Annotated in this window: 24 protein-coding genes; 10 read left to right on the forward strand and 14 right to left on the reverse strand. The window is 59.6% G+C overall.

Annotated features, from left to right (window positions below; genetic code table 11):
* Window positions 1-51: 51 nt before the first annotated feature.
* Together HOP44_RS11025 and brnQ are read left to right on the forward strand one after the other, a co-directional pair.
* Window positions 52-723 (forward strand): GntR family transcriptional regulator, encoded by a 672-nt coding sequence (locus HOP44_RS11025; RefSeq protein ID WP_172253242.1) that lies wholly within the window; start codon window positions 52-54, stop codon window positions 721-723.
* A gap of 155 nt (window positions 724-878) precedes the next feature.
* Complete coding sequence (brnQ, locus tag HOP44_RS11030; RefSeq protein ID WP_172253244.1) at window positions 879-2,291, forward strand: branched-chain amino acid transport system II carrier protein; 1,413 nt, start codon at window positions 879-881, stop codon at window positions 2,289-2,291.
* Window positions 2,292-2,417: 126 nt separating this feature from the next.
* On the opposite strand, the gene HOP44_RS11035 is transcribed toward brnQ, so the two are convergent.
* Entirely contained in the window at window positions 2,418-2,963 is a 546-nt protein-coding gene (locus HOP44_RS11035; RefSeq protein ID WP_172253246.1) for a GNAT family N-acetyltransferase, read from the reverse strand.
* A 177-nt stretch (window positions 2,964-3,140) separates the two neighbouring features.
* Here HOP44_RS11035 and HOP44_RS11040 point away from each other — a divergent pair, with 177 nt between their 5' ends.
* Together HOP44_RS11040 and HOP44_RS11045 are read left to right on the forward strand one after the other, a co-directional pair.
* Window positions 3,141-3,752 carry a TetR/AcrR family transcriptional regulator gene (locus HOP44_RS11040; protein WP_172253248.1) on the forward strand — a complete coding sequence of 204 codons (612 nt, stop codon included), beginning with the start codon at window positions 3,141-3,143 and terminating at the stop codon, window positions 3,750-3,752.
* A gap of 43 nt (window positions 3,753-3,795) precedes the next feature.
* On the forward strand, window positions 3,796-6,294 hold the full coding sequence (locus HOP44_RS11045; protein WP_172253250.1) for an MMPL family transporter: 2,499 nt from the start codon (window positions 3,796-3,798) through the stop codon (window positions 6,292-6,294).
* A gap of 102 nt (window positions 6,295-6,396) precedes the next feature.
* On the opposite strand, the gene HOP44_RS11050 is transcribed toward HOP44_RS11045, so the two are convergent.
* The 4 genes from HOP44_RS11050 to HOP44_RS11065 all read right to left on the reverse strand — a co-directional run bounded on the left by HOP44_RS11050 (window position 6,397) and on the right by HOP44_RS11065 (window position 9,330).
* The gene (locus HOP44_RS11050; protein WP_246369740.1) at window positions 6,397-6,756 is read right to left on the reverse strand and encodes a hypothetical protein; all 360 of its coding nucleotides are present in this window, start codon (window positions 6,754-6,756) and stop codon (window positions 6,397-6,399) included.
* 10 nt (window positions 6,757-6,766) lie between these two features.
* Complete coding sequence (locus tag HOP44_RS11055; RefSeq protein ID WP_172253252.1) at window positions 6,767-7,684, reverse strand: NAD(P)-dependent alcohol dehydrogenase; 918 nt, start codon at window positions 7,682-7,684, stop codon at window positions 6,767-6,769.
* A gap of 94 nt (window positions 7,685-7,778) precedes the next feature.
* Entirely contained in the window at window positions 7,779-8,396 is a 618-nt protein-coding gene (locus HOP44_RS11060; protein ID WP_172253254.1) for a PH domain-containing protein, read from the reverse strand.
* A gap of 154 nt (window positions 8,397-8,550) precedes the next feature.
* Window positions 8,551-9,330 carry an SDR family oxidoreductase gene (locus HOP44_RS11065; protein WP_172253256.1) on the reverse strand — a complete coding sequence of 260 codons (780 nt, stop codon included), beginning with the start codon at window positions 9,328-9,330 and terminating at the stop codon, window positions 8,551-8,553.
* A 223-nt stretch (window positions 9,331-9,553) separates the two neighbouring features.
* Here HOP44_RS11065 and HOP44_RS11070 point away from each other — a divergent pair, with 223 nt between their 5' ends.
* Entirely contained in the window at window positions 9,554-10,819 is a 1,266-nt protein-coding gene (locus HOP44_RS11070; protein ID WP_172253258.1) for an FAD-binding protein, read from the forward strand.
* Window positions 10,820-10,840: 21 nt separating this feature from the next.
* On the opposite strand, the gene HOP44_RS11075 is transcribed toward HOP44_RS11070, so the two are convergent.
* Window positions 10,841-11,728: an AraC family transcriptional regulator gene (locus tag HOP44_RS11075; protein WP_172253260.1), complete on the reverse strand. Its 888-nt coding sequence runs from the start codon at window positions 11,726-11,728 to the stop codon at window positions 10,841-10,843.
* 169 nt (window positions 11,729-11,897) lie between these two features.
* Here HOP44_RS11075 and HOP44_RS11080 point away from each other — a divergent pair, with 169 nt between their 5' ends.
* From HOP44_RS11080 to HOP44_RS11095, 4 genes are all read left to right on the forward strand, one after another.
* Window positions 11,898-12,347 carry an SRPBCC family protein gene (locus HOP44_RS11080; protein ID WP_172253262.1) on the forward strand — a complete coding sequence of 150 codons (450 nt, stop codon included), beginning with the start codon at window positions 11,898-11,900 and terminating at the stop codon, window positions 12,345-12,347.
* Between the two features lie 212 nt (window positions 12,348-12,559).
* Window positions 12,560-13,282: an SDR family NAD(P)-dependent oxidoreductase gene (locus HOP44_RS11085; RefSeq protein WP_172253264.1), complete on the forward strand. Its 723-nt coding sequence runs from the start codon at window positions 12,560-12,562 to the stop codon at window positions 13,280-13,282.
* An 11-nt stretch (window positions 13,283-13,293) separates the two neighbouring features.
* Window positions 13,294-13,560: a MerR family DNA-binding transcriptional regulator gene (locus HOP44_RS11090; RefSeq protein WP_172253266.1), complete on the forward strand. Its 267-nt coding sequence runs from the start codon at window positions 13,294-13,296 to the stop codon at window positions 13,558-13,560.
* Between the two features lie 195 nt (window positions 13,561-13,755).
* Window positions 13,756-14,862 carry an AbrB family transcriptional regulator gene (locus HOP44_RS11095; RefSeq protein WP_172253268.1) on the forward strand — a complete coding sequence of 369 codons (1,107 nt, stop codon included), beginning with the start codon at window positions 13,756-13,758 and terminating at the stop codon, window positions 14,860-14,862.
* A 94-nt stretch (window positions 14,863-14,956) separates the two neighbouring features.
* On the opposite strand, the gene HOP44_RS11100 is transcribed toward HOP44_RS11095, so the two are convergent.
* Genes HOP44_RS11100 through HOP44_RS11115 form a run of 4 tightly spaced genes read right to left on the reverse strand, consistent with a single transcriptional unit; the run spans window position 14,957 to window position 19,137 of the window.
* Window positions 14,957-16,123, reverse strand: a complete 1,167-nt coding sequence (locus HOP44_RS11100; protein ID WP_172253270.1) for an acyltransferase family protein — start codon at window positions 16,121-16,123, stop codon at window positions 14,957-14,959.
* A complete protein-coding gene (locus tag HOP44_RS11105) occupies window positions 16,113-16,805 on the reverse strand; it encodes a D-alanyl-D-alanine carboxypeptidase family protein (protein ID WP_172253272.1) in 693 nt (230 codons plus the stop codon). Before HOP44_RS11105 ends, HOP44_RS11100 begins: the two co-directional genes overlap by 11 nt.
* Complete coding sequence (gene alr / locus HOP44_RS11110) at window positions 16,772-18,070, reverse strand: alanine racemase (protein WP_172253273.1); 1,299 nt, start codon at window positions 18,068-18,070, stop codon at window positions 16,772-16,774. Before alr ends, HOP44_RS11105 begins: the two co-directional genes overlap by 34 nt.
* Window positions 18,067-19,137, reverse strand: coding sequence for a D-alanine--D-alanine ligase family protein (locus HOP44_RS11115; protein ID WP_172253274.1), 1,071 nt, complete (start codon window positions 19,135-19,137; stop codon window positions 18,067-18,069). Before HOP44_RS11115 ends, alr begins: the two co-directional genes overlap by 4 nt.
* 248 nt (window positions 19,138-19,385) lie before the next feature.
* Between HOP44_RS11115 and HOP44_RS11120 the strand changes: the two genes are divergently transcribed.
* The gene (locus tag HOP44_RS11120; protein WP_172253275.1) at window positions 19,386-20,126 is read left to right on the forward strand and encodes an SMI1/KNR4 family protein; all 741 of its coding nucleotides are present in this window, start codon (window positions 19,386-19,388) and stop codon (window positions 20,124-20,126) included.
* 77 nt (window positions 20,127-20,203) lie between these two features.
* Here the strand turns inward: HOP44_RS11120 and HOP44_RS11125 are convergent, their stop codons facing one another.
* From HOP44_RS11125 to HOP44_RS11140, 4 genes are all read right to left on the reverse strand, one after another.
* Window positions 20,204-20,689: a DMT family transporter gene (locus HOP44_RS11125; RefSeq protein ID WP_172253276.1), complete on the reverse strand. Its 486-nt coding sequence runs from the start codon at window positions 20,687-20,689 to the stop codon at window positions 20,204-20,206.
* Between the two features lie 37 nt (window positions 20,690-20,726).
* Window positions 20,727-21,155 carry a DMT family transporter gene (locus HOP44_RS11130; protein WP_172253277.1) on the reverse strand — a complete coding sequence of 143 codons (429 nt, stop codon included), beginning with the start codon at window positions 21,153-21,155 and terminating at the stop codon, window positions 20,727-20,729.
* 80 nt (window positions 21,156-21,235) lie between these two features.
* Window positions 21,236-21,550, reverse strand: a complete 315-nt coding sequence (locus HOP44_RS11135) for an ArsR/SmtB family transcription factor (protein ID WP_172253278.1) — start codon at window positions 21,548-21,550, stop codon at window positions 21,236-21,238.
* 114 nt (window positions 21,551-21,664) lie between these two features.
* Complete coding sequence (locus HOP44_RS11140; protein WP_172253279.1) at window positions 21,665-22,741, reverse strand: anthranilate phosphoribosyltransferase; 1,077 nt, start codon at window positions 22,739-22,741, stop codon at window positions 21,665-21,667.
* Window positions 22,742-22,758 lie beyond the last annotated feature (17 nt).

The following is a 22,758-nucleotide window of genomic DNA, read 5'->3' on the forward strand; positions in this document are numbered from 1 at the left end:
CCTATAATATAAAAATCTTGTTAAGACATGTGAGTCATAAAGGAGGGCGTCATGCCGATTCCAGCAGGATTTTCCGTTCCGCACCGTCTTACCGCCAAGCAGCGCGCTTTCCGGCAGCTTCAGGAATGGATCATCGACGGAACGCTCAAGCCGGGCGAGAAGCTCCATGACGGAGAACTGGCGAGTGCGCTTGGCGTCAGCCGGACCCCGGTGCGCGAAGCGCTGCAGCTGTTGAATGTCGAAGGCCTTGTCGAGATGAACCCCGGCGTATCCACGCAGGTCACCCAAGTGAACGGCGAAGATATCGCCAAGATTCTGCCGCCGCTGGCCGCGCTTCAATCGCTGGCCGCCGAGCTTGCGCTGCCGCTTGTTTCGCCTGGGGAGATCGAGTCGCTGAGACGGATCAATGCCGAATTCGGCGAGGCGCTCGAACGCGGCGATTATCATTATGCGCTCAAGCTGGATGAAGAGTTTCACGGTTTCGTCGTCGAGCGGGTCGACAATCCCTATATCGCTAACACGATCTCGACGTTCCAGGCGCATATCCGCAGGCTGTTCTTCCATAATTCGATCATCTTGAGCCCCGAATCGGTCGACGAGCACGAAGAGATCTTGCAGGCTTTCGAGCGGGGCGACAAGGAAGCGGTCGGCCGTTTGGTCCGGAGCAACTGGCTGCGTGCGGTCGATGCCTACTATGAAGCACTGCAAAGCGGCGGCTCCTAAATGGGAGGCTGCGTCTGCGATCGGCCGTATTCCCGATTCCGAGCACGACTATACGAACATCCCCGCATACGTATCGGACTCGACGGTTTCGGCCGCAGACAGGGTTGATCGACAAGATTTCATATGCGGCGGTACACGGTTGGAGGATTTTTAAGATGTCAAACAAAGCCCCTTTGTCCTTTATTGTCATTCTCGGTTCCATGCTGTTCGCCCTGTTCTTCGGAGCGGGCAATCTGATCTTCCCGCCGATGCTCGGCCAGATGGCCGGCGAGAACGTTTGGTCCGCCAATGCGGGCTTTCTCGTTACGGGCGTGGGTCTGCCGCTGATCGCCGTCGCCGCGTTCGTATTCTCGGGCGAGCGCGATCTGCGCGCGCTGTCGAGCCGCGTCAATCCGACGTTCGGACTGCTGTTCGCGATCGTGCTGTACCTGGCGATCGGACCGTTCTTCGCCATGCCGAGAACCGGCAGCGTCTCGTTCGAGATCGGCGTGAAGCCGCTGCTTCCGGCCGCCGATTCGCATCATCTGGCGCTGGCGATCTTCACGACGGTATTCTTCGGCGTCGCCTGCCTGCTGTCGCTGAATCCGACCCGGATTATCGACATCGTCGGCCGGGTGCTGACGCCTATGAAGCTGGCTTTTATCGGAGTGCTGGTCGCGGCGGCGCTGATCTATCCGATCGCCAAGTTCGAAGCGCCGGACCCGAGCTACGCCTCGCATTCCTTTTTCAAAGGGTTCCAGGAAGGTTATCTGACCCTGGATGCGCTTGCGGCGACCATCTTCGGCATCATTATCGTCAACGCGCTCAAAGACCGCGGCGTCACCGGACGCAGATCGCTCATGGGCGCCTGCGCCAAAGCGATCCTGATCGCGGGCGCGCTGCTGGCCTTTATTTATACGTCGCTGGCTTATATGGGCGCGTCGAGCGTCGGCAAGCTTGGGGTGCTCGGCAACGGCGCCGACGTTCTGGCCGCCGTCTCGTCGCATTATTTCGGCGCGTACGGCTCCGTGCTGCTGGGACTCATGATTACGGTAGCCTGCATGACGACAAGCGTCGGTCTGATTACGTCCTGCGCCTCGTTTTTCCATGGGTTGTTTCCGAAGTTTTCCTACAAAAAGATTGCCGTCTCGTTGGCCGTGTTCAGTGCGCTTGTGGCGAACGTCGGTCTGAACGGCCTGATCAAGTTCTCCGTTCCCGTACTGATGATGCTGTATCCGCTCGTAATCGCGCTGGTGCTGCTGACCTTTGTGCATCCGCTGTTCAAAGGGCGGAACGAAGTGTACCAGGGTACGATGCTGCTGACCTTTCTCGTGAGCCTGTTCGACGGATTCAAAGCGGCAGGATTCGAGATCGCTGCGGTCGAGCGGCTGTTCGGCGAGATTCTTCCGTTTCATTCGCTGGGTCTCGGCTGGCTGCTGCCCGCCGTTGTCGGCGGAATCGGCGGCGCTCTGGTCGCCAGATTTACAGGCAAACCGCAGGGACTGACGGCGCGGGAGACGAAGAGCGATGCTTCCGTTAAGCCCGCAGCTGCTGCTCAAGAAGGCAAAGGCGCGTCGCAGGGCCGCTGACCCAACGCTCACGGAGCCTCAGCAGATAAAAATAGCACGCCAAGAACCGGGACCGACCCAAGTCGGATTCCCGGTTTTTTGTCGTTTGCGGCGGCTGCCGGATTCGGTCCGAGGCGGCTTCTTCGTTCAGTCGACCTGCCGGGCGGACAGCCATTCCTGTTTCAACAGTGCGTATTGGAACGTGTTCTCGTATTTGGGCGTTCCGTCCGGGTGCGAAGTGAACGAGACGAATTCGAGGAACAGTCCTTCTTGGCGCATGCCCAGACGTTCGCACAGCTGCTGCGACCTGCGGTTGTCGTCTTCGACGTAAGCGTACAGTCTCCGGGCGTTCATCTGCGTGAACAGATAGTGCAGCAGGGCACGACAGCTTTCGCCGGCGTATCCCTGGCCTTCGCAGCGCGGATTGAAGTTCCAGCCGACGGAATACGTATCCGGTTCTTCCTTGATGGCGAACAATTCGCCGATCAAGCGGTCGTCTTTTTGGAGACAGACGGCGATATGGGAATCGTCGCGGCTGTTCTCGGTGACTTTTAATACGGCGGCTTCCAGATCGGGAACTTTCTCGTCCAAAAAACAGTTCACCTGCGGATTCGCCGCGTACTCCAGCAGATGCGGGGCGTCTTTTTTGGCGAAATTCCGTAAAAGCAATCGTTCGGTTCGGATCGGCTGCATAAGGGTCTCCTTCTTCAAACAAGCTGTTTCTTGAAACCGAGTATAACGAATCGACGTCAAAAAGCGAAATTCGGTTCCGATCGGGAAACTTTGCGCATTGGGCAATGAAATGTTATGCTTACTTTCAGCTGTTTCTGTAAAAGATTGAAAAGGTGCAGTGTAGAAAGGAGAGGGCGGATGACCAAACAAAGTCTGCGCGATATGAAAAAGGAAGAAACCTGGCATGTGCTGGCCCGCACTTGTTACGAGCTGGCTGTCGCAAAAGGTCTGGACGGCTTCACGATCGAAGACGCGGTGCAGCGCGCGCGGTATTCCCGGCGCACGTTCGCCAATCATTTTTCGTGCAAGGAAGAAGCGGTGGCGATGGCGGTTCTCTCGCTGAGCAGCGGCCGAAGCGATGTGCTGCAGGAAGTGGAAGTCCCGGACGGGATGGCTCCGCTCGAAGCGCTTGAACAGTGGTCGAGGATGCAGTTCACGGCGGAGCTGCTGCGCAATCTGCGGCAGCTGCTGCGGATGGCCCGCGATTACCCTACGCTTGAGCCGTACGTATTAATCGTTCTGCAGCGGCTGCAAAAAGCGGCCCAGGAAGAACTGGACCGCAATTACGCCGGGCATTATCCGCCGGGCTACACGCATATTCTGGCGGGAGCGGTCTTCGGGGCCGTGCTGTCGATTCTGGAAGGGGAGAACGTACGGATTCCGGGAGAAGAACAGGCCGGCGGGCCGGGGGAAGCGACGTTCGAAGAGTTTTTGCAGACCACGTTCAATTATTTGAAAAACGGATTCTGACGATCGGAGAGGTCCGATGCGCGAATAGAAGGAGCGAGCTCTAGTGTCCAAGTTTTTGTATAAAATCGGCAGATCGGCATACAGCAAGCCCTGGTTGTTTATCGGGGGATGGGTCGCCGTTCTGGCGATCGTCATCGCGATGCTGGGCATCAACGGAGTAAGCGTAAGTTCGGAGATGAAGATCGAAGGCACGGAGTCGCAAAAAGTGCTTGACCAGTTGGCCGAAGTGCAGCCGGAAGCTTCCAGCGGGCAGGGCAGCGTCGTGTTCGTCGCGCCCGAAGGCGAAAGCCTGAATACGCCGGAGCGTCTGGCGGCGATCAAGGAAGCGGCCGACGAAGTCTACGGCCTCGACCAGATCCTGAACGCGCCCGAATTGGCCGCGCAGGCCATGGCCCAGGCGCAGGCCGCTCAAGCGGCTGCGGGTGAAAGCGCGGATGCAGGAGCCGCCGGCGCGGGCGATGCCGCCGCGCAGCCGAGTGCCGCGGGCGACGCAGCTTCCGCGGCGGGCCAGACCCCCGGCGCAGCTGCCGGGGATAACGCCGACGCCCAGCAGGGCGCGGGTGCCGCCCAAGCCGGCGAAGCCGGAGCGGCCGAAGGAGCCGCCGGCGGCGATACCGATGCACAGCAGGGAGCCGGCGCCGAACAGCCGCCGTACACGCCGCTCGTCGTGGACGGCATGCCGGTCATCGGCGTGACGATCGCAAACGACGGCAGCGCGGCGCTGTTCCAGTTCCAGTTCACGGTTCAGCAGTCCGCCGTGTCCGATGAAGTCAAAGAATCGGTCATAAAGACGGTTGAAGATGTAGCGAGCGAGACGGGCGTTACAGCGCTGCCGAGCGAATCGCTGCTGCCGCTCGACATCCCGGTCGGCACCAACGAAATTTACGGCCTGGTCGTGGCCGCGATCGTGCTGATCATGACGCTTGGTTCTGTCGTGGCCGCGGGCCTGCCGCTTGTCGTCGCTCTGTTCGGCGTCGGCATCGGGGTCGGAGGCGCGTACGCATTCTCCAGTTTCTTCAATATGGGTTCCATCACGCCTATTCTTGCGCTGATGGTGGGTCTTGCGGTCGGCATCGATTATGCGCTGTTCATTATCAACCGCCAGCGCCGCTTGATTCTCGATCAGGGATTGAGTGCGCAAGAAGCGGCCGGCCGTTCGATCGGTACGGCGGGCAGCGCCGTGTTTTTCGCGGGACTTACGGTCATTATCGCGCTGTGCGGTCTGCTGGTGATCGGTATCGGCTTCCTGAGCGCGATGGCGCTGGTCGCTTCGGTGACCGTGCTCATCAACGTTCTGATCGCACTTACGCTGCTGCCGGCGCTGCTCGGTCTGATCGGCGAGCGCATTTGCTCCCGCAAAACGCGCGAAAAGAATACCGCTATGCGGGCTGTCCGCGCACAGAAGCAGACCCAAGCCCGCTGGATTCACGGCGTGATCAAATTCCGCTGGCCGGTCATTCTGCTGAGCGTGATCGTTCTCGGCATCGCGGCCATTCCGGCTGCCAAAATGGATCTGGCCATACCGTCCGCGGCTTCGGCCGATCTCGATACGGCCAAGCGCCAGAGCTACGACGCGATCTCCGAGAGCTTCGGCGAAGGTTTCAACGGCACGCTGCTGATCGTCGCGGAATCGGCGAACGGCGCAGATGTCACGCCGCAGACGCTCGGCGCGCTGACCCAGGGGATTCAGCAGGTCGACAACGTCTCGGTCGTCTCGCCGCTCGGGATCAGCGAGAACGGCAAACTGGCGCTCTTCAGCGTCATTCCGAAGACCGGACCGAACGACGCCGAGACGCGCGACCTCGTGACGACGCTGCGCGACGACCACTCGGCGCTTGCGACCGATAACGGCATCACGCTCGGCGTGACCGGCGTTACGGCGGTCAACATCGACATGTCGGCGAAGCTGGCCGAAGTGTTCCCGATCTACGTAGGCATTATCGTCGTGCTGTCGCTGATCATTCTGCTGCTGGTGTTCCGCTCGATCGTCGTACCGATCAAAGCGACCGTCGGCTTCCTGCTCAGCATCCTGGCAACGTTCGGCATCACGACTGCCGTGTTCCAATGGGGCTGGGCGCATGACCTGTTCGCGTTTGATACGGCGGGCCCGATTCTGAGCTTCCTGCCGATCCTGGTGACCGGTATTCTGTACGGCTTGGCGATGGACTATCAGGTCTTCCTCGTCTCGTCCATGCGTGAATCCTACGTGCACGGGCGCCGGGGCAGCGACAGCGTCATCCACGGCTACGGTCAGTCCAGCCGTGTGGTGTTGGCGGCCGCGGTCATCATGGTCGCCGTGTTTGCCGGCTTTATCTTCACGCACGATATCATGATCAAGCAGATTGGCTTCGCTCTTGCGGTCGGTATCCTGATCGATGCGTTCGTGGTCCGGATGACGCTCGTTCCGGCCGTCATGTCGCTGTTCGGCGACAAAGCATGGGCGCTGCCGAAATGGCTCGACCGCATCCTTCCGAACCTCGACGTCGAAGGCGACAAGCTGCTCGAAGAGCTGAAGGCGCAGGAAGCCGCGAGAGGGCGTTAAAAGAACTTGGCCGAACCGCCATAGCGGAAAAAGAACACAAAAAAAGGCCCCGGCACACAAAAGCCGGGGCCTTTTTTTGCATGCAACGAAGTCTGTTTCCAACTATTCTTCCGTTCTTAACTGTTCGATCATGGGCGATTCGGGGATTTGCTCATCCTCCGGATCCTCGACCTTGAATCCCAGCACCTTCGAAGCTTCTGTCTTAAAAAGCCCGATCCAGGACTGCCAGCTCTCCCCGTCCATCCGCGCCTCCATACACAATCCGCCCGGTTCGACCGAAGCCGTGATCCGGATCTCGTCTTCTTCTTGACCGAACCAATGCGGGATGCCCTGTACGTATCCGATCCATCCCGGCATCCGCTCGTAAAGTTCGCCGACGGCCTTCCAGACGGCATCGGGCAGATCGTACCGAATATTCAAGCTGCAGTGGTGGGCGTTGATGCTGCGCATGATCGTTTTCATGTCTCCTTTTTTATCCCAGCGTCAGGGCTACATTGCCTTTTTTGCGTCCGGTATCCACGTATCGATGGGCTTCGACAATATCCTCCAGCCGGTAAGTCCGATCGATGACCGGCTTCAGTTTGTTTTCTTCGAGCAGGCCTTTGACAAACAGCAGATCGGCTTCTTCCATTTTCGACAGTCGGCTGTTATTGACGAAAACGCCGTTCGGCTTCAGGATCTTTCGGCACTGCGCCGGTTTGGCTTTGATGACCGCATCGTACACGATGTCGTAGCGGGTGTCCGAGGCGGTGAAATCTTCCGCCGTATAATCGATCACCCGGTCCGCTCCGAGCGACCGGACGAGTTCGATGTTGCTTCGACTGCACACCGCCGTGACTTCCGCTCCGTAATCCTTCGCAAGCTGGATGGCATACGTTCCCAGGCTGCCGGAGGCTCCGTGGATCAGAATATGCTGGCCCGCCCGAATCTGCGCTTTTTGCAAATTTTTCAAAGCGGTCAAGGCTCCCGACGGAACGACGGCCGCTTCTTCGTGGGATAAATGGGCGGGCTTTCGGGCAATCATGCCTTTCTTCTGTCCGGTTCCTGGTTCCACGGTTCCGGGCAGGCAGATGTATTCCGCATAACCTCCGCTGAATCCCGTAAGTCCGAACACCTCGTCGCCCGCTTTGAACTGCTGCACATCTTTCCCAACCGCTTCGATTACGCCGGAGATTTCCAGCCCCAGGATCAAGTTTTTGCGGGGATTGAGCATGCCGAACACGATTCTGACCAGAAACGGGTCGGCTTTGCGGATTCGGGTATCGCCGATATGCGCGGTGGCCGCCGAGACTTTGATTAAGACTTCATGATCTTTTGGCATCGGTTTTTCCAGTTCTTTGATCTGCAGGACTTCCGGCGGTCCATAGCGGGTACAAATCACGGCTCTCATAGAAACCCTCCTAATTGTTCGACAGGATACGGCTTACAGCCAAACGTCAGTCGCTCCGGTTAGGGGAAAAGCATTATGTAAGGGAGGATTCTTCTCAGGAAAGATACAGTTCAAAAGCCGCGTCGTATTCCTGGGGATGGTATTTGTCGTATGCGGCGAGCAGTTCTGACTGGGCATGCTGGAGAATGGACCGATATTCCGAACTTGCGCTGCCCGTGCCCGAGAGACGGCCTACGGCATCGCGGCTGTGCTCGAAACTGCGTTCGACCAACGCCCAGTGGCGCGCATACTCCGTTTTGGTCATGCCGATCAGGGTGAGGATTTTATAGAGGGCAATCAGCGGGTCCAGATGAGCTTTGACCACGTCGATCGAGAATACCTGCCCCATGGCGAACTTGATCTCCACATCCAAATCCGCCGTGCCCGCCGTTTCCAAGATGACATTCGTAGGCGTATGTTCGAAATAATTGTAGCGAAGAATCTGCCGCTTGCTGCTGATCGCTTTCTCTCCGTCGACATGGATCAGGCCGATGTTGGTGAAGGCGTATTCGTCTTTGGCCGACTTGAGCAGGAAGTAGAGCTTCTCGTTCATTTCGGTAAAAATGTAGGCTTGAGCCTGGCAGGTTGCAAAATCGGACGGAGGGATAACCTTACACTTGTCGGACATCCCCGAGAGATCCGAAGTAACGCGGGAGAAAATGTTGCGGGACAAAAGAATTCCACCTTTCGATTTGGGTGCGTTTGGAAACTATTCTAACCGATGCGCCTCAAGATGGAAAGAAAAAGCCGCACTCCCGGTATCGCGTCCGGGTCAACAGACCCGACCCACGAAGGAAGTGCGGCTGGATGATTCCATAAGGGCTTGATTACAGGGCGGAACCGCCGCTTGCGTCCACAAGCTGGCCGGTTATCCACCGGCTGTCCGAAGAGGCCAGGAAAGCGGCGACATCGGCAATGTCTTCGGGCTCGCCCCAGCGGCCAAGCGCGGACATCGCCGCAACACTGGCATTCGTCGCGGGGTCGTTGACTGCGGAAGCGTTCATCTCCGTATTCGTATAGCCGGGCATGATGGCATTGACCGTGATGCCGCGTGCTCCCAACTGCTGGGCCAATGCAACCGTAAACGTGTTGACGGCGCCTTTGGACAAGCTGTAAGCCATGGCTGTCGGCGATGCGGAGCGGGTGACGAACGAGGAAATATTGATGATCCGGCCGCCGCCTCGCAGTCGGGTTAACGCTTCGCGCGTGACGAAGAACAGGGCTTTCACGTTGATCGACAGTATTTCTTCCAAGATTTCTTCCGTTGTTTCTTCGAAGGGGAGCGCCCGCCCGATCCCTGCATTGTTCACCAAAATATCGAAGGTCTTGGCGCCGGTGTGCTCCTGCAGTTTTTTGTCCAGCATCGTATACAGACGGTGAATTTCGCCCATATGGCTTAACTCGGCCCCAAGTGCAAAAGCCCGGCCGCCTTGTTGGGTAATGAGGTTCGCCGTTTCTTGGGCTTCCCGCGTGCTGCGGCCGTAATGGACCGCCACAAGCGCACCTTCCGAAGCCAAACGCAGTGCGATGGCGCGGCCGATTCCTCGGCTGGCGCCTGTAACCAAAGCCGTTTTCCCGCTTAATTTCCCGGTTTCTCCATTGGGCATGCTGGTTGTTCCTTTCGCGGATCGAGTAGGGGTGGCCACCCTGTTTACTTTATACCATGGGGGGCGCTCCTGATTGTTGCCTTTTTACTCGGGTGTCCTTCCGACGACAAGCCGATTCGGCATACGTTTCGTCGGGGGCGGCAAACTTTTATCCGAAAGCCGCCCAATCTTTTTCATCCGTATGCTAACCTGAAACTAGAATATTTCTTAAGGAGGGCATGGAATGGGTTATCAAAACTGGGCCGGCAACTTTACGTACGGCGCAACCGAACGGATCTATCCGGAAAGCATGGAACATCTGCAGCAGCTGGTCAGAGAACACCGTCAAATCAAGATTTCGGGCAGCGGGCATACTTTTAATTCAATCACGGACACGCATGGCGTGTTTATTTCGCTGCGGCATTGGAACCGTATGCTGGAATTGAACGAGGAGCGCGGTACGGTCACGGTCGAAGGGGGAATCGCGTACGGGGAACTGTGTGCGGCGCTCAGCGAAACCTCCTATGCCCTTCATAACTTGGCCTCGCTGCCCCATATCACGGTCGCGGGCGCCGTAGCCACGGCGACGCACGGTTCGGGCAGTGGCAACGCGAGCCTGGCGGCCGCGGTGGAAGCGATCGAACTGGTGGGCGCGGACGGAGAGCTGCATACCTTCAGTCGCGGCGACCGGGAGTTTGCCGGCGTCGTCGTGAATCTCGGAGCGCTCGGCATTGTGACGAAGCTGACGTTGAAAGTGGTGCCGGCTTATACGGTGAGGCAGTTTGTCTACGAAAACCTGCCGTTTTCGCAGCTTGCCGTACATGCGGAGAGCATCTTCTCGGGCGCATACAGCGTAAGCCTGTTTACGGATTGGCAGCAGCCGGCATTTCACCAGGTATGGACAAAATGCCGGGAAGAAGACGGAGCAAGCTATGAAGGCCGTACGGATTATTACGGGGCGGTGCCTGCGTCGGCTCCCCTGCATCCGCTGCCGGACATGCAGACGGAAAACTGCACGGAGCAGCTCGGCAGGCCGGGGATGTGGCATGAACGGCTCGCGCATTTCCGCATGGAGTTTACGCCGAGTGCCGGCCAGGAGCTGCAGAGCGAATACTTGATGCCGCGGGAGCACGTGTACGAAGCGGTTCTTGCCGTTCACGGGCTGCGGGAACATCTTGCGCCGCTTCTTTTTGTCAGCGAGGTACGCACGATCGCCGCGGACGATTTGTGGCTGAGTCCTTTTTACAATCAGCCTTCGGCAGCGCTCCACTTCACGTGGCGGGACGACTGGCAGGCGGTTGAGCGTGTACTGCCGCTTCTTGAAGAAGCGCTGGCGCCGTTTAACGCCCGTCCGCATTGGGGCAAGCTGTTTACGGTACCGGAAGGTACCCTGCAGGGTCAGTTTGAGAAGCTGCCGCAATTTCGGGAATTGATCTACAAATACGATCCCGACGGGAAGTTCGGCAATGAATTTCTCGATACTTATATTCGCGCGGCTCAAAAACCGTAAAAGAAATCGAAGCGGGGACACTCAGCGCTTCATTCCCTGCGCGTACATCTCCGGCGTCACCCCGACCACCGTCTTGAAGTCTTTGCCGAAATGGGTCTGGTCATGGTAGCCGAGTTCGTGCGACAGATGCAGCAGGGTAGTCCGGGAGGCGCCGCTTGCGCCCCGGTCCAGGGCTTCGGCCGCTTCCTGCAGGCGGTGCAGCCGGATGACCCATTTGGGACTCAGGCCCACGCGGCGGTTAAACAAGCGCTGGAGCGTACGTTTCTCGATACCGAACCGTTCGCACAGCTGATCGACCTTCGTCAGCTCCCGGTCTCCGGCAATGTCGGCCGTGATCCGGTGCAGCAGCTCCGTTTCGGCGTCGGGGCGGGGATTGGCGGCGAGCAGCAGCCTGTCCATCAGCAGCACCGTTTCTTCGCTGCTCCGCAGACGCAGTTCTTCTTCCAACTCCGTTCCTGTGGCGGCAATGATCCGTTCGACGGGAATCGGCCGGCCGGCGAGCGGCGAGAGCGGTTCGCGCAGCAGCGGATAGAAACCGCCGGGCCGGAATTTGACGCCGAACACTTTGCCTTGTCCCGACAAAGGCTTGGCGAATCTCTCGGTCGTAGGCGTGAAGCAGAACGTGCGCCCCGGCTCGATCACCAGATTCACGCACGGATTGGGCACGACTTCCTGCACATAGGGCCGAACGTCCGTCAGATCCCACTCCACCGTCCAGTAATGGCGCACGAACAGAGCCAGCTCCGGGGCGGGATCGTAGCGGAGCAGTCTGAAATGCCGCCGTCCGGCCGAAGGGTTCAGTACGCCGAGTCCCGGTTCGGACGAATCGTAAAAAGGCGAGCGCGCGGCCGCCCCGGCGGGCGTGGGAGCGGGGATGCCGGCTGCGTTGAATGTGTTTGTATCCGTCATTTTGCACCTCCTGGGCAGCTTGGAAAAGTCCGTTCGGGCACCTGTCGCGTTTTTACTAGGCGAATGTTTGTTCCTCATCGTAGACTGATTGTATCACGGCGGACAGGGCGGGCGCGAGAGTCGGGATGCCGGTCCGTCTGCCTAACAAACCTGCGGGAGGAATGTGGAAATGAAGCTGGAATATGTGACTTACGTAAACGCATCGCCGGAAAAAGTATGGGAAGCGCTGACCTCGCCGGAAGGCACGAAAGCCGCCTTTTTCGGGTCGGAACTCAAGTCGTCATTCGAGGTGGGCGCCCCGTTCGAATACGTGGGACCCGGCAGTGAAGGAGAGTCGACGCTGCATGTGTACGGAGAGATCTTGGCATTCGAACCGGGCCGCAGACTGAGTTATTCCGAACATCCCGGACCTTCCTATTACGATAACCATGCCGAACTGCTCACCCGGATCACCTTCGAACTGGAACCGTCCGGAAGCTGCACCAAGCTGACGCTGGTCAACGACGAATGGAGCGAGAATCATCCGGGCTTTGCCAATTCGAATGGAGCCTGGCCGATGGTACTCAGCTCGATCAAGACGTGGTGCGAGACCGGGCAAACGCTCGATTTCGGTTTCTAGAAAAATCAAAATCAAAACATTTCGAAAAAAGGTCCGGGCGTCCATCCCGGGCTTTTTCTGGCTGCGCCGGACGTTTTTGGTTTCCTACCGGGCAAGCGGGCGGAGCGATTCGGGTTTTTTGCGAAAAAAACCTTGACCTGGAGCATACTCCAAGTAATAGTCTTTGGTGGAGCGGAAGCTTAGAGAAACCTGTGAGGGAGAGATCAACGAATATGCAGAAGCAGACGGTATTGATTACGGGAGCGAACAAAGGCATCGGGTACGAAACGGCCAGACAGCTTGGCAAACAGGGCTATTTCGTATTCCTGGGCGCACGCGACGAACGCAAAGGAAACGAAGCGGTGCGCAGCCTGCGCGAGGAAGGCATCGAAGCCGCCTATATCCGCATCGATGCCGCCGACGCGGCGACAATCGCGTCGGCGGCTGAAGAAATCGCTGCGCAGACGTCTTCGCTTGACGTGCTGATCAACAATGCGGGTATCGGCGCGGGCGGCAATGTGCCAAGTCAGCAGACGATCGAAGAGATCCGCAGCGTGTACGAGGTCAACGTATTCGGACCGATCCAGATCATTCAGGCCATGCTTCCCCTGCTCAAAAAAGCACCGCTCGGCCGGATCGTGAACGTATCGAGCGGCCTCGGTTCCCTGACGTTCAACAGCGATCCGACCCATGAACATTACGGGGCGAACCCGCTGGACTACAACAGTTCCAAAACGGCGCTGAATGCGGTCACCGTCCTGTTCGCCAAAGAATTCGCCGGCACTTCGCTCAAGATCAACGCCGTGGACCCCGGTTATACGGCGACCGATCTGAACAACAACAGCGGCACCCGGACGGTCGAACACTCCGCCGGTACCGTAGCGCGGCTGGCCCTGATCGGCGAAGACGGACCTTCGGGCGGATTCTTTGACGAAAACGGCGCGATTCCCTGGTAAGCGGTGATTCCATGATCGAAATTCCCGATAAGCCGATGACCATCCGCGAGGCGGCGGAACTGACCGGCCTGACCGAAGATACGCTGCGCTACTACGAGCGTATCGATCTGCTTCCTCCGGCGGAGCGCCGGCCGAACGGCCACCGTTTCTATACGGCCGGGCAGGTGCAGGGCATCGTCTTCCTGATGAAGCTCAAATCGATCGGCATGACGCTTGCGCAGATGCGGCAGTTCCGGAAGCTGTCCGGCGAAGGCTGCGATCTGTCGGCTTACGAATAAGCATGCAACAAGGCAGCGCCTTCGGTCTTCGACGGAATAAGGCGATACCTGAACCAAGCGCCCGGGCTTTGGCCCGGGCGTTTTTGGCATGTGCATGTATAGGAAGAAAAGGGGCAGCGCAGAAGGGTATAATAGAAGGAATGGGGTTCACCCGAATGAACCGCGAATTCTGCCGTATGGAAATGAGGAATACGAATGAACACCCTGAAACCCGCCGCGGCAGGCTTATGGCCGCGGTTGGCCGCCGCCCTGCCGATCTCGCTGGCAGGGGCGCTGCTGTTCGAGCGGCTGGGTCTGCCTGTCCCCTGGCTGCTCGGTCCGATGTTCGCGGCGCTGGTCGGCTCGAACCTGCTCAAGACGCGCTACGCGTGGCCGTCGCCGATCCGAAATGGCGCGCTGATCGTGATCGGCTACACGATCGGCCTCGCGCTGACCGGGCAGGCGCTGCGCGCGATGGGCTCGCAGGTTCCGTACATGATCCTGATGACGTTCCTGCTTCTGCTGCTGTGCGCCGGCATCGCCTACGTGATCGGCAGACTGTCGGGCACCGATTTCAAGACGTCGCTGCTTGGCAGCGTCCCCGGCGGGCTGTCGCAGATCGTCGTGCTGGCCGAAGAGACCAAAGGCGTCGATCTGACGCTCGTTACCGTCAACCAGGTCGTGCGCCTGCTGCTGATCGTCGTCAGTATTCCGCTGCTGATCTACAGTCCGCTGTTCGGCGAGCAGGCCGGGGCTGCCGCCCAGGCCGCCGTGCGGGCGGACGCCTCGTGGAGCGGACTGTTCCCGCAGGCGCTGGTGTACGCGCCGCTCTGCGTAATCCTGGCGCTGCTCGGCCAAAAGGTCCGGTTTCCGACCGCTTTCCTGCTCTGCCCGGCGTTCGGGACGGCGCTGCTTCAGGCGACCGGCTTCCAGGCGCCGGAGCTGCCGCATGCGCTTACGGCCGCCGCGCAGCTGGCGCTCGGCACTTACGTCGGTACGCTGCTGAAGCCTGCGCAGATGCAGCATAAAGTGCGGACGCTGTCGCTGTGTCTGCTCAGCGGCCTGATGTTGATCGCCGGTTCATTCGGCCTGACCGTGCTGCTGACGAAGCTGCAGCCGGTGGCGCCGGCAACCGCGCTGCTCAGTCTGGCGCCGGGCGGGATGGACCAGATGGGCGTCATCGCCCATTCGATCGGAGCGGAACTGTCGACCGTGACCGGCTATCAGCTGTTTCGCACGTTCTTTATCTTCTTCGCCATTCCGCCGCTTCTGCGGATGCTGTTCCGGTATACGGATCGCAGGGAGAGGAAAGGCGACATATAAAGCCGAATCCTGCCGCTTGGCAAAACGCTTTGCGGAAACCGGGCCGCGTTCGAGCTTCGGTATTGGCCGCGGCTCCGTTGAAAACGGTCAGGGATCAGGAAGAAGGACCGGAAGGCGCGGAAGAAGAATGTTCCCCGCGTTTTTTCCCATGCGTGCCGCGCCGCCATGTGCCGACCCTTTTCATGGCGGCGGCCGCAAAAGCGGAAAAAACGACCGTAACTACACAAACCGCGGTGTAGTGGCCGGGGCTGCTGACGATCAGCAGCCGTTCGCCGTGCACGATCTTGGCGATGCCGCGCACGACGACGATTGCCAGGGGATGCAAAATATAGACCCAGGTTCTCCAGGCGCGAAGTCTTTTGGACCCGCGGACGTTCCAGGTCATCGACCACAGAAACAGCAGAAATGCGGCCGGCAGAGAGAACACATACATGCTGTCATGTCGGGGAAGGTCCAGGCTGCGGACCCACTCGCCTTCGGCGATCAGCAGGGCAAGCGCGAGAATCGCCGCGGCGCCGATACGGAAATTCGCAGCGCGTCCGAATGCGGCCGATGTTATTCCTGCATGCGCGCCTGTTCGGCGGGCCAGCGCCGCACCGATCAGAATAGGCAGCGGAGCGAAGAACAGACCGCTGCGCGTGTAATCCATCCATTGATACAGCGTATCGTAGACGGGCTTCAGATGAAGAATGTTGACAGCGAATCCGTAGTAGCTGTCGCCGAGCAGGCCGATTGCGTACAGAACGATCGCGGCCGCCCAACTCCAAAGCAGCGAAGGAAGACGGCTCAGAAAGTAAATGATCCAGATCCCGATCCAGAGCGCCGGGAAAAACCAAAGATGATAAAAGGGACCGTCCAGCACGATGTCCCGCAGCACAGAAACGACATGGAAGCCTGCTTTGAAATCCCCTTTATAAACGTTCAGCGGCAGATAGATCAGAATCGACAGCCCGTACAGCAGCAGGATTCTGTTCGTGTAGCGGATGACGGCGGAGAGATTCGAAGACGGATCGTCCGTGAATTTGCGGAACAGGAAAAATCCGGCGCCGATAAAGAAAATCGGCACGGCCACTCTCGGGATCAGCCCGGCAACCACAAAGTCGGCTTCGGGGCTGATGCTGGCAAGCGGCGACGTATGATTGGCGATAACGAGCAGCGCGGCGATAAATTTCAGCCAGTCCGTTCCGCCGATTGTTTGGGATACGGCTCCGGCCGTTCCGGCGATTCCGTTCAAGCGGGTTTCGGTACGTTTACTTCCCATGGCACTCCGCTCCGTTCTGATCCGCAGCGTGCCGCAGCCGCTGTGTGTATTCTTCCAGACACAGATCGTGCTCCTCCATGATCGCGGCGTGGGACGCCCCGACATAGCGGAAATGCCACGGCTCGCAGGATATGCCGGTCAGATGCTCCTTATGCGCCTTATAGCGCTGAACGAAGCCAAATTCGGCGGCTCTTGCCTTGAAAGCGGCGCATACGCCTTCGTCGGGAAAAGCCGGCGCGATAAAGTCCAATCCCCCGGCGGCCGAACCGACATCCACGGCAAGCCCCGTATGGTGCTCGCTGCAGCCCGGCAGAGCTACGAATTTGGCGGTATACTCCGCTCCGTTATCCCGCAGCGAATCGGAATAGATCTTCGTCTGCTCGGCCGGATCGCGATAGCCGCTGACTACGACGATACCGTCTCGGCCTTCCACGGCTTCCAGCAGCGCGTTCAGCCGTTCCAGACACAGCGCATCGAGCCGGATAAGATCGTCCAGCGTCCGAATGCCCGGATAGGATCCGATAAAGGCCAGCCGGCTTTCCGTATCCGCCGTACTTTCGGCGATCGGATGGTCGATGTTGACGAGTACCGGAAACGGATCGCCTGTCGGGGGGGCCGGCAGATTGGCCGGATTTGCGCGTTGTCTATTCAACCGTGGAAAACATTTGGGTCGAGTCTCCATGTTTGTTCCTCCTTTTTGGATAATCCTTCGTTCTCCCGTTCTGTTCGCAGACTTCTCGGTACGCGTTCCGTGATCGAAGCGGTAATCTCCTGCGGAACAATGCCCGCGCGGGACGCCGCTTCCGCGCAGGAAATACGCTCGCCGCCTTGGCTGCCGATCAGAATCACGGGATCGCCGGCCCGGCAGGGACCGGGCAGCCGGACCGTCAGCTGGTCCATGCCGATCCGGCCGACGATCGGTGCGCGGCGTCCTCCGACCAGCACGTCGCCGCTCCCCATAATCTGCGACCAGCCGTCGGCATAGCCGATCGGCACCGTGCCGATCCATTCCCCGCTCCGCGCCGTATAAGCCCGGTCGTAGCCGATCGTGTCGCCGGCATCGACCTTCTTGGCTTGGATCAGCGCGCTGCGCAGCGTCAGCGCCGGCTCCAGGTCCCACTGCGGAGCGAGCGCCGCCGGGTAAAATCCGTAGGCCGCCGCCCCGATACGGATCATATCCAGTGCCATTTCCGGAAATCGCAGCGCTGCCGCGCTCCCGCAGCAGTGTATAAGGGCAGGATGCAGCCCCGACGCATGCATCCATTCCGTCATGGCCAGAAAGCGTTCGTACTGCAGCCGCACGAAGGAAGTGTCCGCCCAGCCTGCCGTAGCAAAGTGGGTGAAGACCCCTTCCACGACGATACCGCCCCGCTTCAGCCACGGTACGAGTCGGTTCCACTGCGCCCGGCTTCTAAGCCCGATTCGGCCGAGTCCGGTATCCAGCTTGACGTGCACATGCAGCGGAGGACCGTCGGCTGCGGCGATCCGGCCGTCATTCGTTCTGTTCGAAGGACTCGCAGCGTTTGCGCCGCGCGCTCCATCTGCCGTGCCTGCCTGGCCTATGCCGTGCGTTTCGCCAGGTTTGCGGCGGAGCCGGAGTTCTTCGCGCCGTTCGAACCAATCCGCTTCCGTAACCGTGAGCCGGATATCCAGCGCGGCCGCAAGTTCCGCGTACTGCGGCGGAACCGGCGTCAGCACGAGAATCGGCAGGGTGATTCCGTCTTCGCGCAGCCGGACCGCTTCCTCGAGCAGCGCGGTGCCCAGCATGCCGGCTCCGGCCGCTTCGGCGGCTCTTGCGCTCTCCAGGGCGCCGTGCCCGTAGCCGTTCGCTTTGACGACCGCCATCAGCCGGACCGAAGTCGGGAAGCGGCGGCGGATCTTCGACAGATTGCGTTCGATCGCCCCCGTATCGATCTCGGCCCGGGTATCCCGGTAGACGGCGTTCATCGGGCGCACCTGACGGACTTTTGAATACGGCGGCGCTCCAGCGCATAGTCCATCAGCTTTTCGATCAGGGCGGCGTAGCTCGTTCCGTCTGTCCGTTCCCACATGACGGGATACATGCTGGTGCCGGTGAAGCCGGGCAGCGCATTGATCTCGTTCAAATATATAAATCCGTCTTCGCCGAGGAAAAAATCGACCCGGGCCAATCCGCAGCAGCAGAGCGCTTCATAGGCACGGATGGCAGATTCGCGGATCTCTTCGGCGGCCGCCGGCGAAATCTCCGCCGGAACCGACATGCGGAGCTTGGGATCGGCGTATTTGGCTTGGAAATCGAAAAATTTCACGCCGTGCAGGAATTCGCCCGGCAGCGAAGCTTCAGGGCGGTCGTTCCCCATAACCGCGACCTGAATCTCGCGGCCGGTCACTTCGCGCTCGACGACAAGCTTGACGTCGTACCGCAGCGCTTCGCCGATGCCGGCCTCCAGCTGGGCCGGATCTTCGCAGCGGCTGATCCCGATCGAAGAGCCGAGCGTGGCCGGCTTGACGTAGCCGGGAAGCAGACCGCGCTGTTCCAGGCGGCGCAGCACGCCTGTACGATCTTCGTCCCATTGGCGGCGCGTGACGACTTCGTAAGCGGTCTGGCGGATGCCGGCAAGTCCCGCAAGCCGGTGGGTCACGTCTTTGTCCAGCGTCATGGCCGCAGGCAAAATGCCGTTGCCGACATAAGGAATGTCTAGAAGTTCAAGCAGTCCCTGCACCGTGCCGTCCTCGCCGTTCGCGCCGTGCAGCAGCGGCAGCACGACTTTTTCGCCGGTTCGCGCGAATGCGACCGCCAGAACCTCGCCCAGCGACGATGCCGCGTCGGCATGACGGGATACCGGTGTCAGCTGCTCCGCGGCCAGCCCTTCCTCCGGCATCCGCCCCAATCCGGTCCAGAGACCCTCGCGGGAAATATAAATCGGGTAGACCTCGTGTTTTTGCGTATCCAGCGCATTCAGCACCGTTGCCGCCGTTTTCAGCGATACTTCATGTTCCGGCGACTGGCCTCCGTACAGCACGTAAACGATCATGGGTGTTCAGCTCCTTTTTCAAGTTCGAGTTTTGCCGCGCAGTAAATCAAAGACACGGTATCGAAGGAAAAAATAGCACTTGTCCGAAAATCGGGCTGAGAAAGACGAAGCAAGAACGGGTGAAAACATCCATATAGACGCGGATCCGGGTTCGCGGGTGGCATCTGATTTTTCGCAGCCGCTCCTTTTCCGGCGCTCGCTCATCTGCTACAGTTTGTGAAAGACGGCAAACAGGAAGGGGAAAGAAGATGAGCGAGCGCAATGGGGAGCAGGGCGAACGCAAAGAGGGTTCGGATGCCGGACGGCCGGCGTGGATGCATGCGGAGATCGAAGATATCCGGCAGCGAATCGAGGCGCGCTTCCGGGACGGAAAGTTTGGGATGCTGTTCTACGACGTGGAGGACAATATTCCGGCCGATATGCTCGATTCCGAGCGCGAAGTGCCGGAAGCGCTGCGGGATGAGGAAGAGGAAGGGTGGAGATTCTGGCAGCCGGTTCCTTCGACGATCGCGGACAGGGAGATCGACGAGCTGGAAGCGAGAATCGGAGCGGCGTTTCCGCCGTCGTTCCGCGCGGTACTGCTGGCGGATCACCTGGTATCGTGGACGTCTGCCGGACTGGCGGACGGGGAAGGCGGCTATGTCGGCGGCTGCATGTCATTCTCGCTGCCGACGCTTGCGACGGATTTGCGTCTGTCCGGGCTGGAAGCCAACGCGGCGGAGAATTGGGGCCGCCTGATCGAAGCGGGGTATCTGCCGTTCGCGATCGGAGAGGACGGCCAGGGGCCGGTCTGTTTCGATCTGGAACGGCGCGGCGCCGACGGCGATTGTCCGGTCGTGTGGATGCTGCACGATTATCTCGCCGACCTTGGCCCGGAAGGCTCCGCCGTCCGGGCCAAGGTCGAGCCGCATATGCGGCAGCTCGCCGATTCTTTTCGCGAAATGAAAGCCGTGCTGTTCGGCGGTGAAGAAGAATCTGACGAAAGATAAAGCAGGCATCGCAAAAAGCGGGACCCTTTATTTAAGGGTCCCGCTTTTTGGAGGCAGATAAGCGCAAAAGAATTCGATCAGTTTGCCTGAAGCCCCGCGCCGGCGGATTTGGCTTCCGCCGAGCGCTTGTTGCCCCGGTAGATCAGGTACAGCGCCAGAATCATAAACGCCAACGCCAGTATTCTTTTGCCGTCGAGGTGAATCTCCAGGCTGTTGAACCAGCCGAAATGGTCGATCAGCATGCCTGCGAGCAGCTGTCCGGCGATGCCGGAAATGTTGGCCGCGATGACGCCGATCTTCGGCACGGCCATCACGGTCAGCAGCAGGTAGACCGTGCCCAGAAAAGCGGCGCTCAGCTGCCATTTCGGCGCGTTCAGCAGGGCGAGCAGATGTCCCTGTCCGAAGAACAGGATGAAGATCGCGAGAAACAGCGTGCCGGTAATGAAGGTAAGCAAAGTCGTCTCCAGGGTGCCTGCCTTGCGGCTGAGCGCCCCGTTGATCGAAGACTGCGCGCTCAGCGTGATGCCGCCGAGCAGCGTGAACAAAATCATGAATAATCCCATATCTAGATCCTCCCGGAATTCGTGTCGGTCGACGTTCTTATTGAATCAGCAGCAGCGACACGGTCATGGCGAGCACGGCGAAGATTTTCTCCTTGTTGACGCGCGTCGGTTCGCTGCCGAGCCAGCCGTAATGTTCGATGACCATGCTCATGATCAGCTGGCCGATGATCACGGCGACCATCGTGACCCCGACGCCGACAAACGGCACGCTGACGACGATCGAAGTCAGGTAGACGACGCCGAGCAGCCCGCCGAGCAGCGACCATTTGGGCGCGCGGCGCACATGGGCGAGATCGCCTTTTCCGAAAAAAAGCCACAGCAGGCCGACAATAATCGTACCCATCGCGAAATTGTAAAAGCTTGTTTCGACCTGTCCGATCGATTTGCCCAGTTCGGCGTAGATCGCCCCTTCAAAGCTGAGGGCCGCGCCGGCGAGAAGAGCCAGCAGATAGTAAATGGGGCGCATAAGTTTTCTCCTTTTTCTAATAATTAAATATCTAGAAATATCGATATAACAAGCCTGGAAAAGAACGGACTCTTCGCTTATCAGAGCTCCGTTCTGATCTGTTCGGCGAACTCCCGGATAAACGGTTCGTTGCGCCGGTAATACGTCCACTGTCCGTACCGGAACGACTCCAGCAGACCCGCCTTCTGCATCATGTTCAAATAGCTGGACACGGTGGACTGCGACAGTCCGGCCTTTTCCTGAATATCGCCGACGCAGACGCCGCCTACGAAATTGATGCCTTTGGGGATATGGGCGCCCTGCGCAGGAAAATGCTTCTCCGGTTCTTTCAGCCAATGAAGCATGCTCAGCCGGGTCTCGTTGGATAAAGCTTTGAAAATATCGATGGTTTTCATACCGCGAATTATATATCGAGATTTCGCGATAAGTCAAGTTCGACAGCCGGGCACGGACCTGAAACCGCGGCAAAACCGCCGGAAAGCGGCAGTCTGCCCGGCGGTCTGGCGGTATCAGATTTTGCGGGCTTCGGCTTGGCGCAGCGGGGAAGAACCGGCCGGGGAAGCTTCCCGCAGCGCCGTTTGCCACGCCGTATACGCCTTCCAAGCCGAACCGTCGTCGAGCAGCGGCTTGGCGGTGTACAAGCCTTCTTCGACCGAGCCGACGGCTCCGGCCAGATGCAGGCGCACCGCGGCGTTCAGCAGCGTCTGATTGTAATGCGCCATGTGTCCGCCGCCTTGAAGCACGGCTTCGAGCGTATCCAGCTGTTTCCGTGCCGTCCAGGCCGCTTCTTCTTCCGGCATCTCCGTATCGAGTCCGTACGTCTCCGGATCGAGCAGGTCCAGTTCGCACCGGCCTTCTTCGACCGTATGGATCCGCGTCGGGCGGTGGATGAAGACGTCTTCGGAACCTTCGACGCCCTGGACGATCAGCGCTTTGCGGTAGCCGAGCCGGCTGACGAGCCGGGCCAGGCGGTCGATGACCGTATTGTGGAAGACGCTCAGGATCAGATAAGGGGAACAGGCGTAATCGACCAGTTTCTCCGCCGTATTCAGCAGCGTGCGCATGCCGAGTTCTTCGCGGATGCCGTGCAGCTGACCGAGCGGCGGACACCATTTGGCGGAATCGGCGAACAGGACGCCGCTCCGGTCTGCGGCCGCGATCGCGTCCGCCCGGCTCAGACGCAGGGGATCGATGCCCGCCGCACGCAGGATATCGTGAAGGACGACGCCGTATTTGGGCGGCAGCGGCGCGGAGCCGTGCAGCGTAACCGGCACGCCTGCGGCCGCCGTGACGAACGCGGTCGGCAGCGAAGCCCAGAACGTTTTTTGCCGGCCGTCGTATGGACCCGCAAAGTCGATACCGGGCTTCCGGCATTCCCGATAGGCTTGTCCGCGCAGCACGGATACGAAAGCTTCCAGTTCTTCGGCACTTTCAAGCTTGAGCCGCTGGGCGATCAGAAAAGCGCCGGTCTGGGCCGGGGTCGAACGTCCGCCGAGTATCGCTTCGGCGGCCTCCAGCGATTCCCCGTAATTCAGGTCGCGCGCGCCGCGTTTGCCGCGGGCCACTTCTTTGAGCAGATCGATCATTCATGCCGCCTCCTAAA

This window comes from Saccharibacillus deserti, from assembly GCF_013618475.1.
GTDB lineage: Bacteria > Bacillota > Bacilli > Paenibacillales > Paenibacillaceae > Saccharibacillus > Saccharibacillus deserti.

What these genes read in the sequence shown, in the direction of transcription:
- HOP44_RS11075 (WP_172253260.1), bottom strand. Translation starts at nt 11,728, where the DNA reads ATGACGGATACAAACACATTCAACGCAGCCGGCATCCCCGCTCCCACG.
- HOP44_RS11130 (WP_172253277.1), bottom strand. Translation starts at nt 21,155, where the DNA reads ATGCGCCCCATTTACTATCTGCTGGCTCTTCTCGCCGGCGCGGCCCTC.
- HOP44_RS11070 (WP_172253258.1), top strand. Translation starts at nt 9,554, where the DNA reads ATGGGTTATCAAAACTGGGCCGGCAACTTTACGTACGGCGCAACCGAA.
- HOP44_RS11125 (WP_172253276.1), bottom strand. Translation starts at nt 20,689, where the DNA reads ATGGGATTATTCATGATTTTGTTCACGCTGCTCGGCGGCATCACGCTG.
- HOP44_RS11085 (WP_172253264.1), top strand. Translation starts at nt 12,560, where the DNA reads ATGCAGAAGCAGACGGTATTGATTACGGGAGCGAACAAAGGCATCGGG.
- HOP44_RS11095 (WP_172253268.1), top strand. Translation starts at nt 13,756, where the DNA reads ATGAACACCCTGAAACCCGCCGCGGCAGGCTTATGGCCGCGGTTGGCC.
- HOP44_RS11100 (WP_172253270.1), bottom strand. Translation starts at nt 16,123, where the DNA reads ATGGGAAGTAAACGTACCGAAACCCGCTTGAACGGAATCGCCGGAACG.
- HOP44_RS11050 (WP_246369740.1), bottom strand. Translation starts at nt 6,756, where the DNA reads ATGAAAACGATCATGCGCAGCATCAACGCCCACCACTGCAGCTTGAAT.
- alr (WP_172253273.1), bottom strand. Translation starts at nt 18,070, where the DNA reads ATGAACGCCGTCTACCGGGATACCCGGGCCGAGATCGATACGGGGGCG.
- HOP44_RS11080 (WP_172253262.1), top strand. Translation starts at nt 11,898, where the DNA reads ATGAAGCTGGAATATGTGACTTACGTAAACGCATCGCCGGAAAAAGTA.
- HOP44_RS11090 (WP_172253266.1), top strand. Translation starts at nt 13,294, where the DNA reads ATGATCGAAATTCCCGATAAGCCGATGACCATCCGCGAGGCGGCGGAA.
- HOP44_RS11105 (WP_172253272.1), bottom strand. Translation starts at nt 16,805, where the DNA reads ATGGAGACTCGACCCAAATGTTTTCCACGGTTGAATAGACAACGCGCA.
- HOP44_RS11115 (WP_172253274.1), bottom strand. Translation starts at nt 19,137, where the DNA reads ATGATCGTTTACGTGCTGTACGGAGGCCAGTCGCCGGAACATGAAGTA.
- HOP44_RS11055 (WP_172253252.1), bottom strand. Translation starts at nt 7,684, where the DNA reads ATGAGAGCCGTGATTTGTACCCGCTATGGACCGCCGGAAGTCCTGCAG.
- HOP44_RS11035 (WP_172253246.1), bottom strand. Translation starts at nt 2,963, where the DNA reads ATGCAGCCGATCCGAACCGAACGATTGCTTTTACGGAATTTCGCCAAA.
- HOP44_RS11040 (WP_172253248.1), top strand. Translation starts at nt 3,141, where the DNA reads ATGACCAAACAAAGTCTGCGCGATATGAAAAAGGAAGAAACCTGGCAT.
- HOP44_RS11135 (WP_172253278.1), bottom strand. Translation starts at nt 21,550, where the DNA reads ATGAAAACCATCGATATTTTCAAAGCTTTATCCAACGAGACCCGGCTG.
- HOP44_RS11025 (WP_172253242.1), top strand. Translation starts at nt 52, where the DNA reads ATGCCGATTCCAGCAGGATTTTCCGTTCCGCACCGTCTTACCGCCAAG.
- HOP44_RS11140 (WP_172253279.1), bottom strand. Translation starts at nt 22,741, where the DNA reads ATGATCGATCTGCTCAAAGAAGTGGCCCGCGGCAAACGCGGCGCGCGC.
- HOP44_RS11120 (WP_172253275.1), top strand. Translation starts at nt 19,386, where the DNA reads ATGAGCGAGCGCAATGGGGAGCAGGGCGAACGCAAAGAGGGTTCGGAT.
- brnQ (WP_172253244.1), top strand. Translation starts at nt 879, where the DNA reads ATGTCAAACAAAGCCCCTTTGTCCTTTATTGTCATTCTCGGTTCCATG.
- HOP44_RS11065 (WP_172253256.1), bottom strand. Translation starts at nt 9,330, where the DNA reads ATGCCCAATGGAGAAACCGGGAAATTAAGCGGGAAAACGGCTTTGGTT.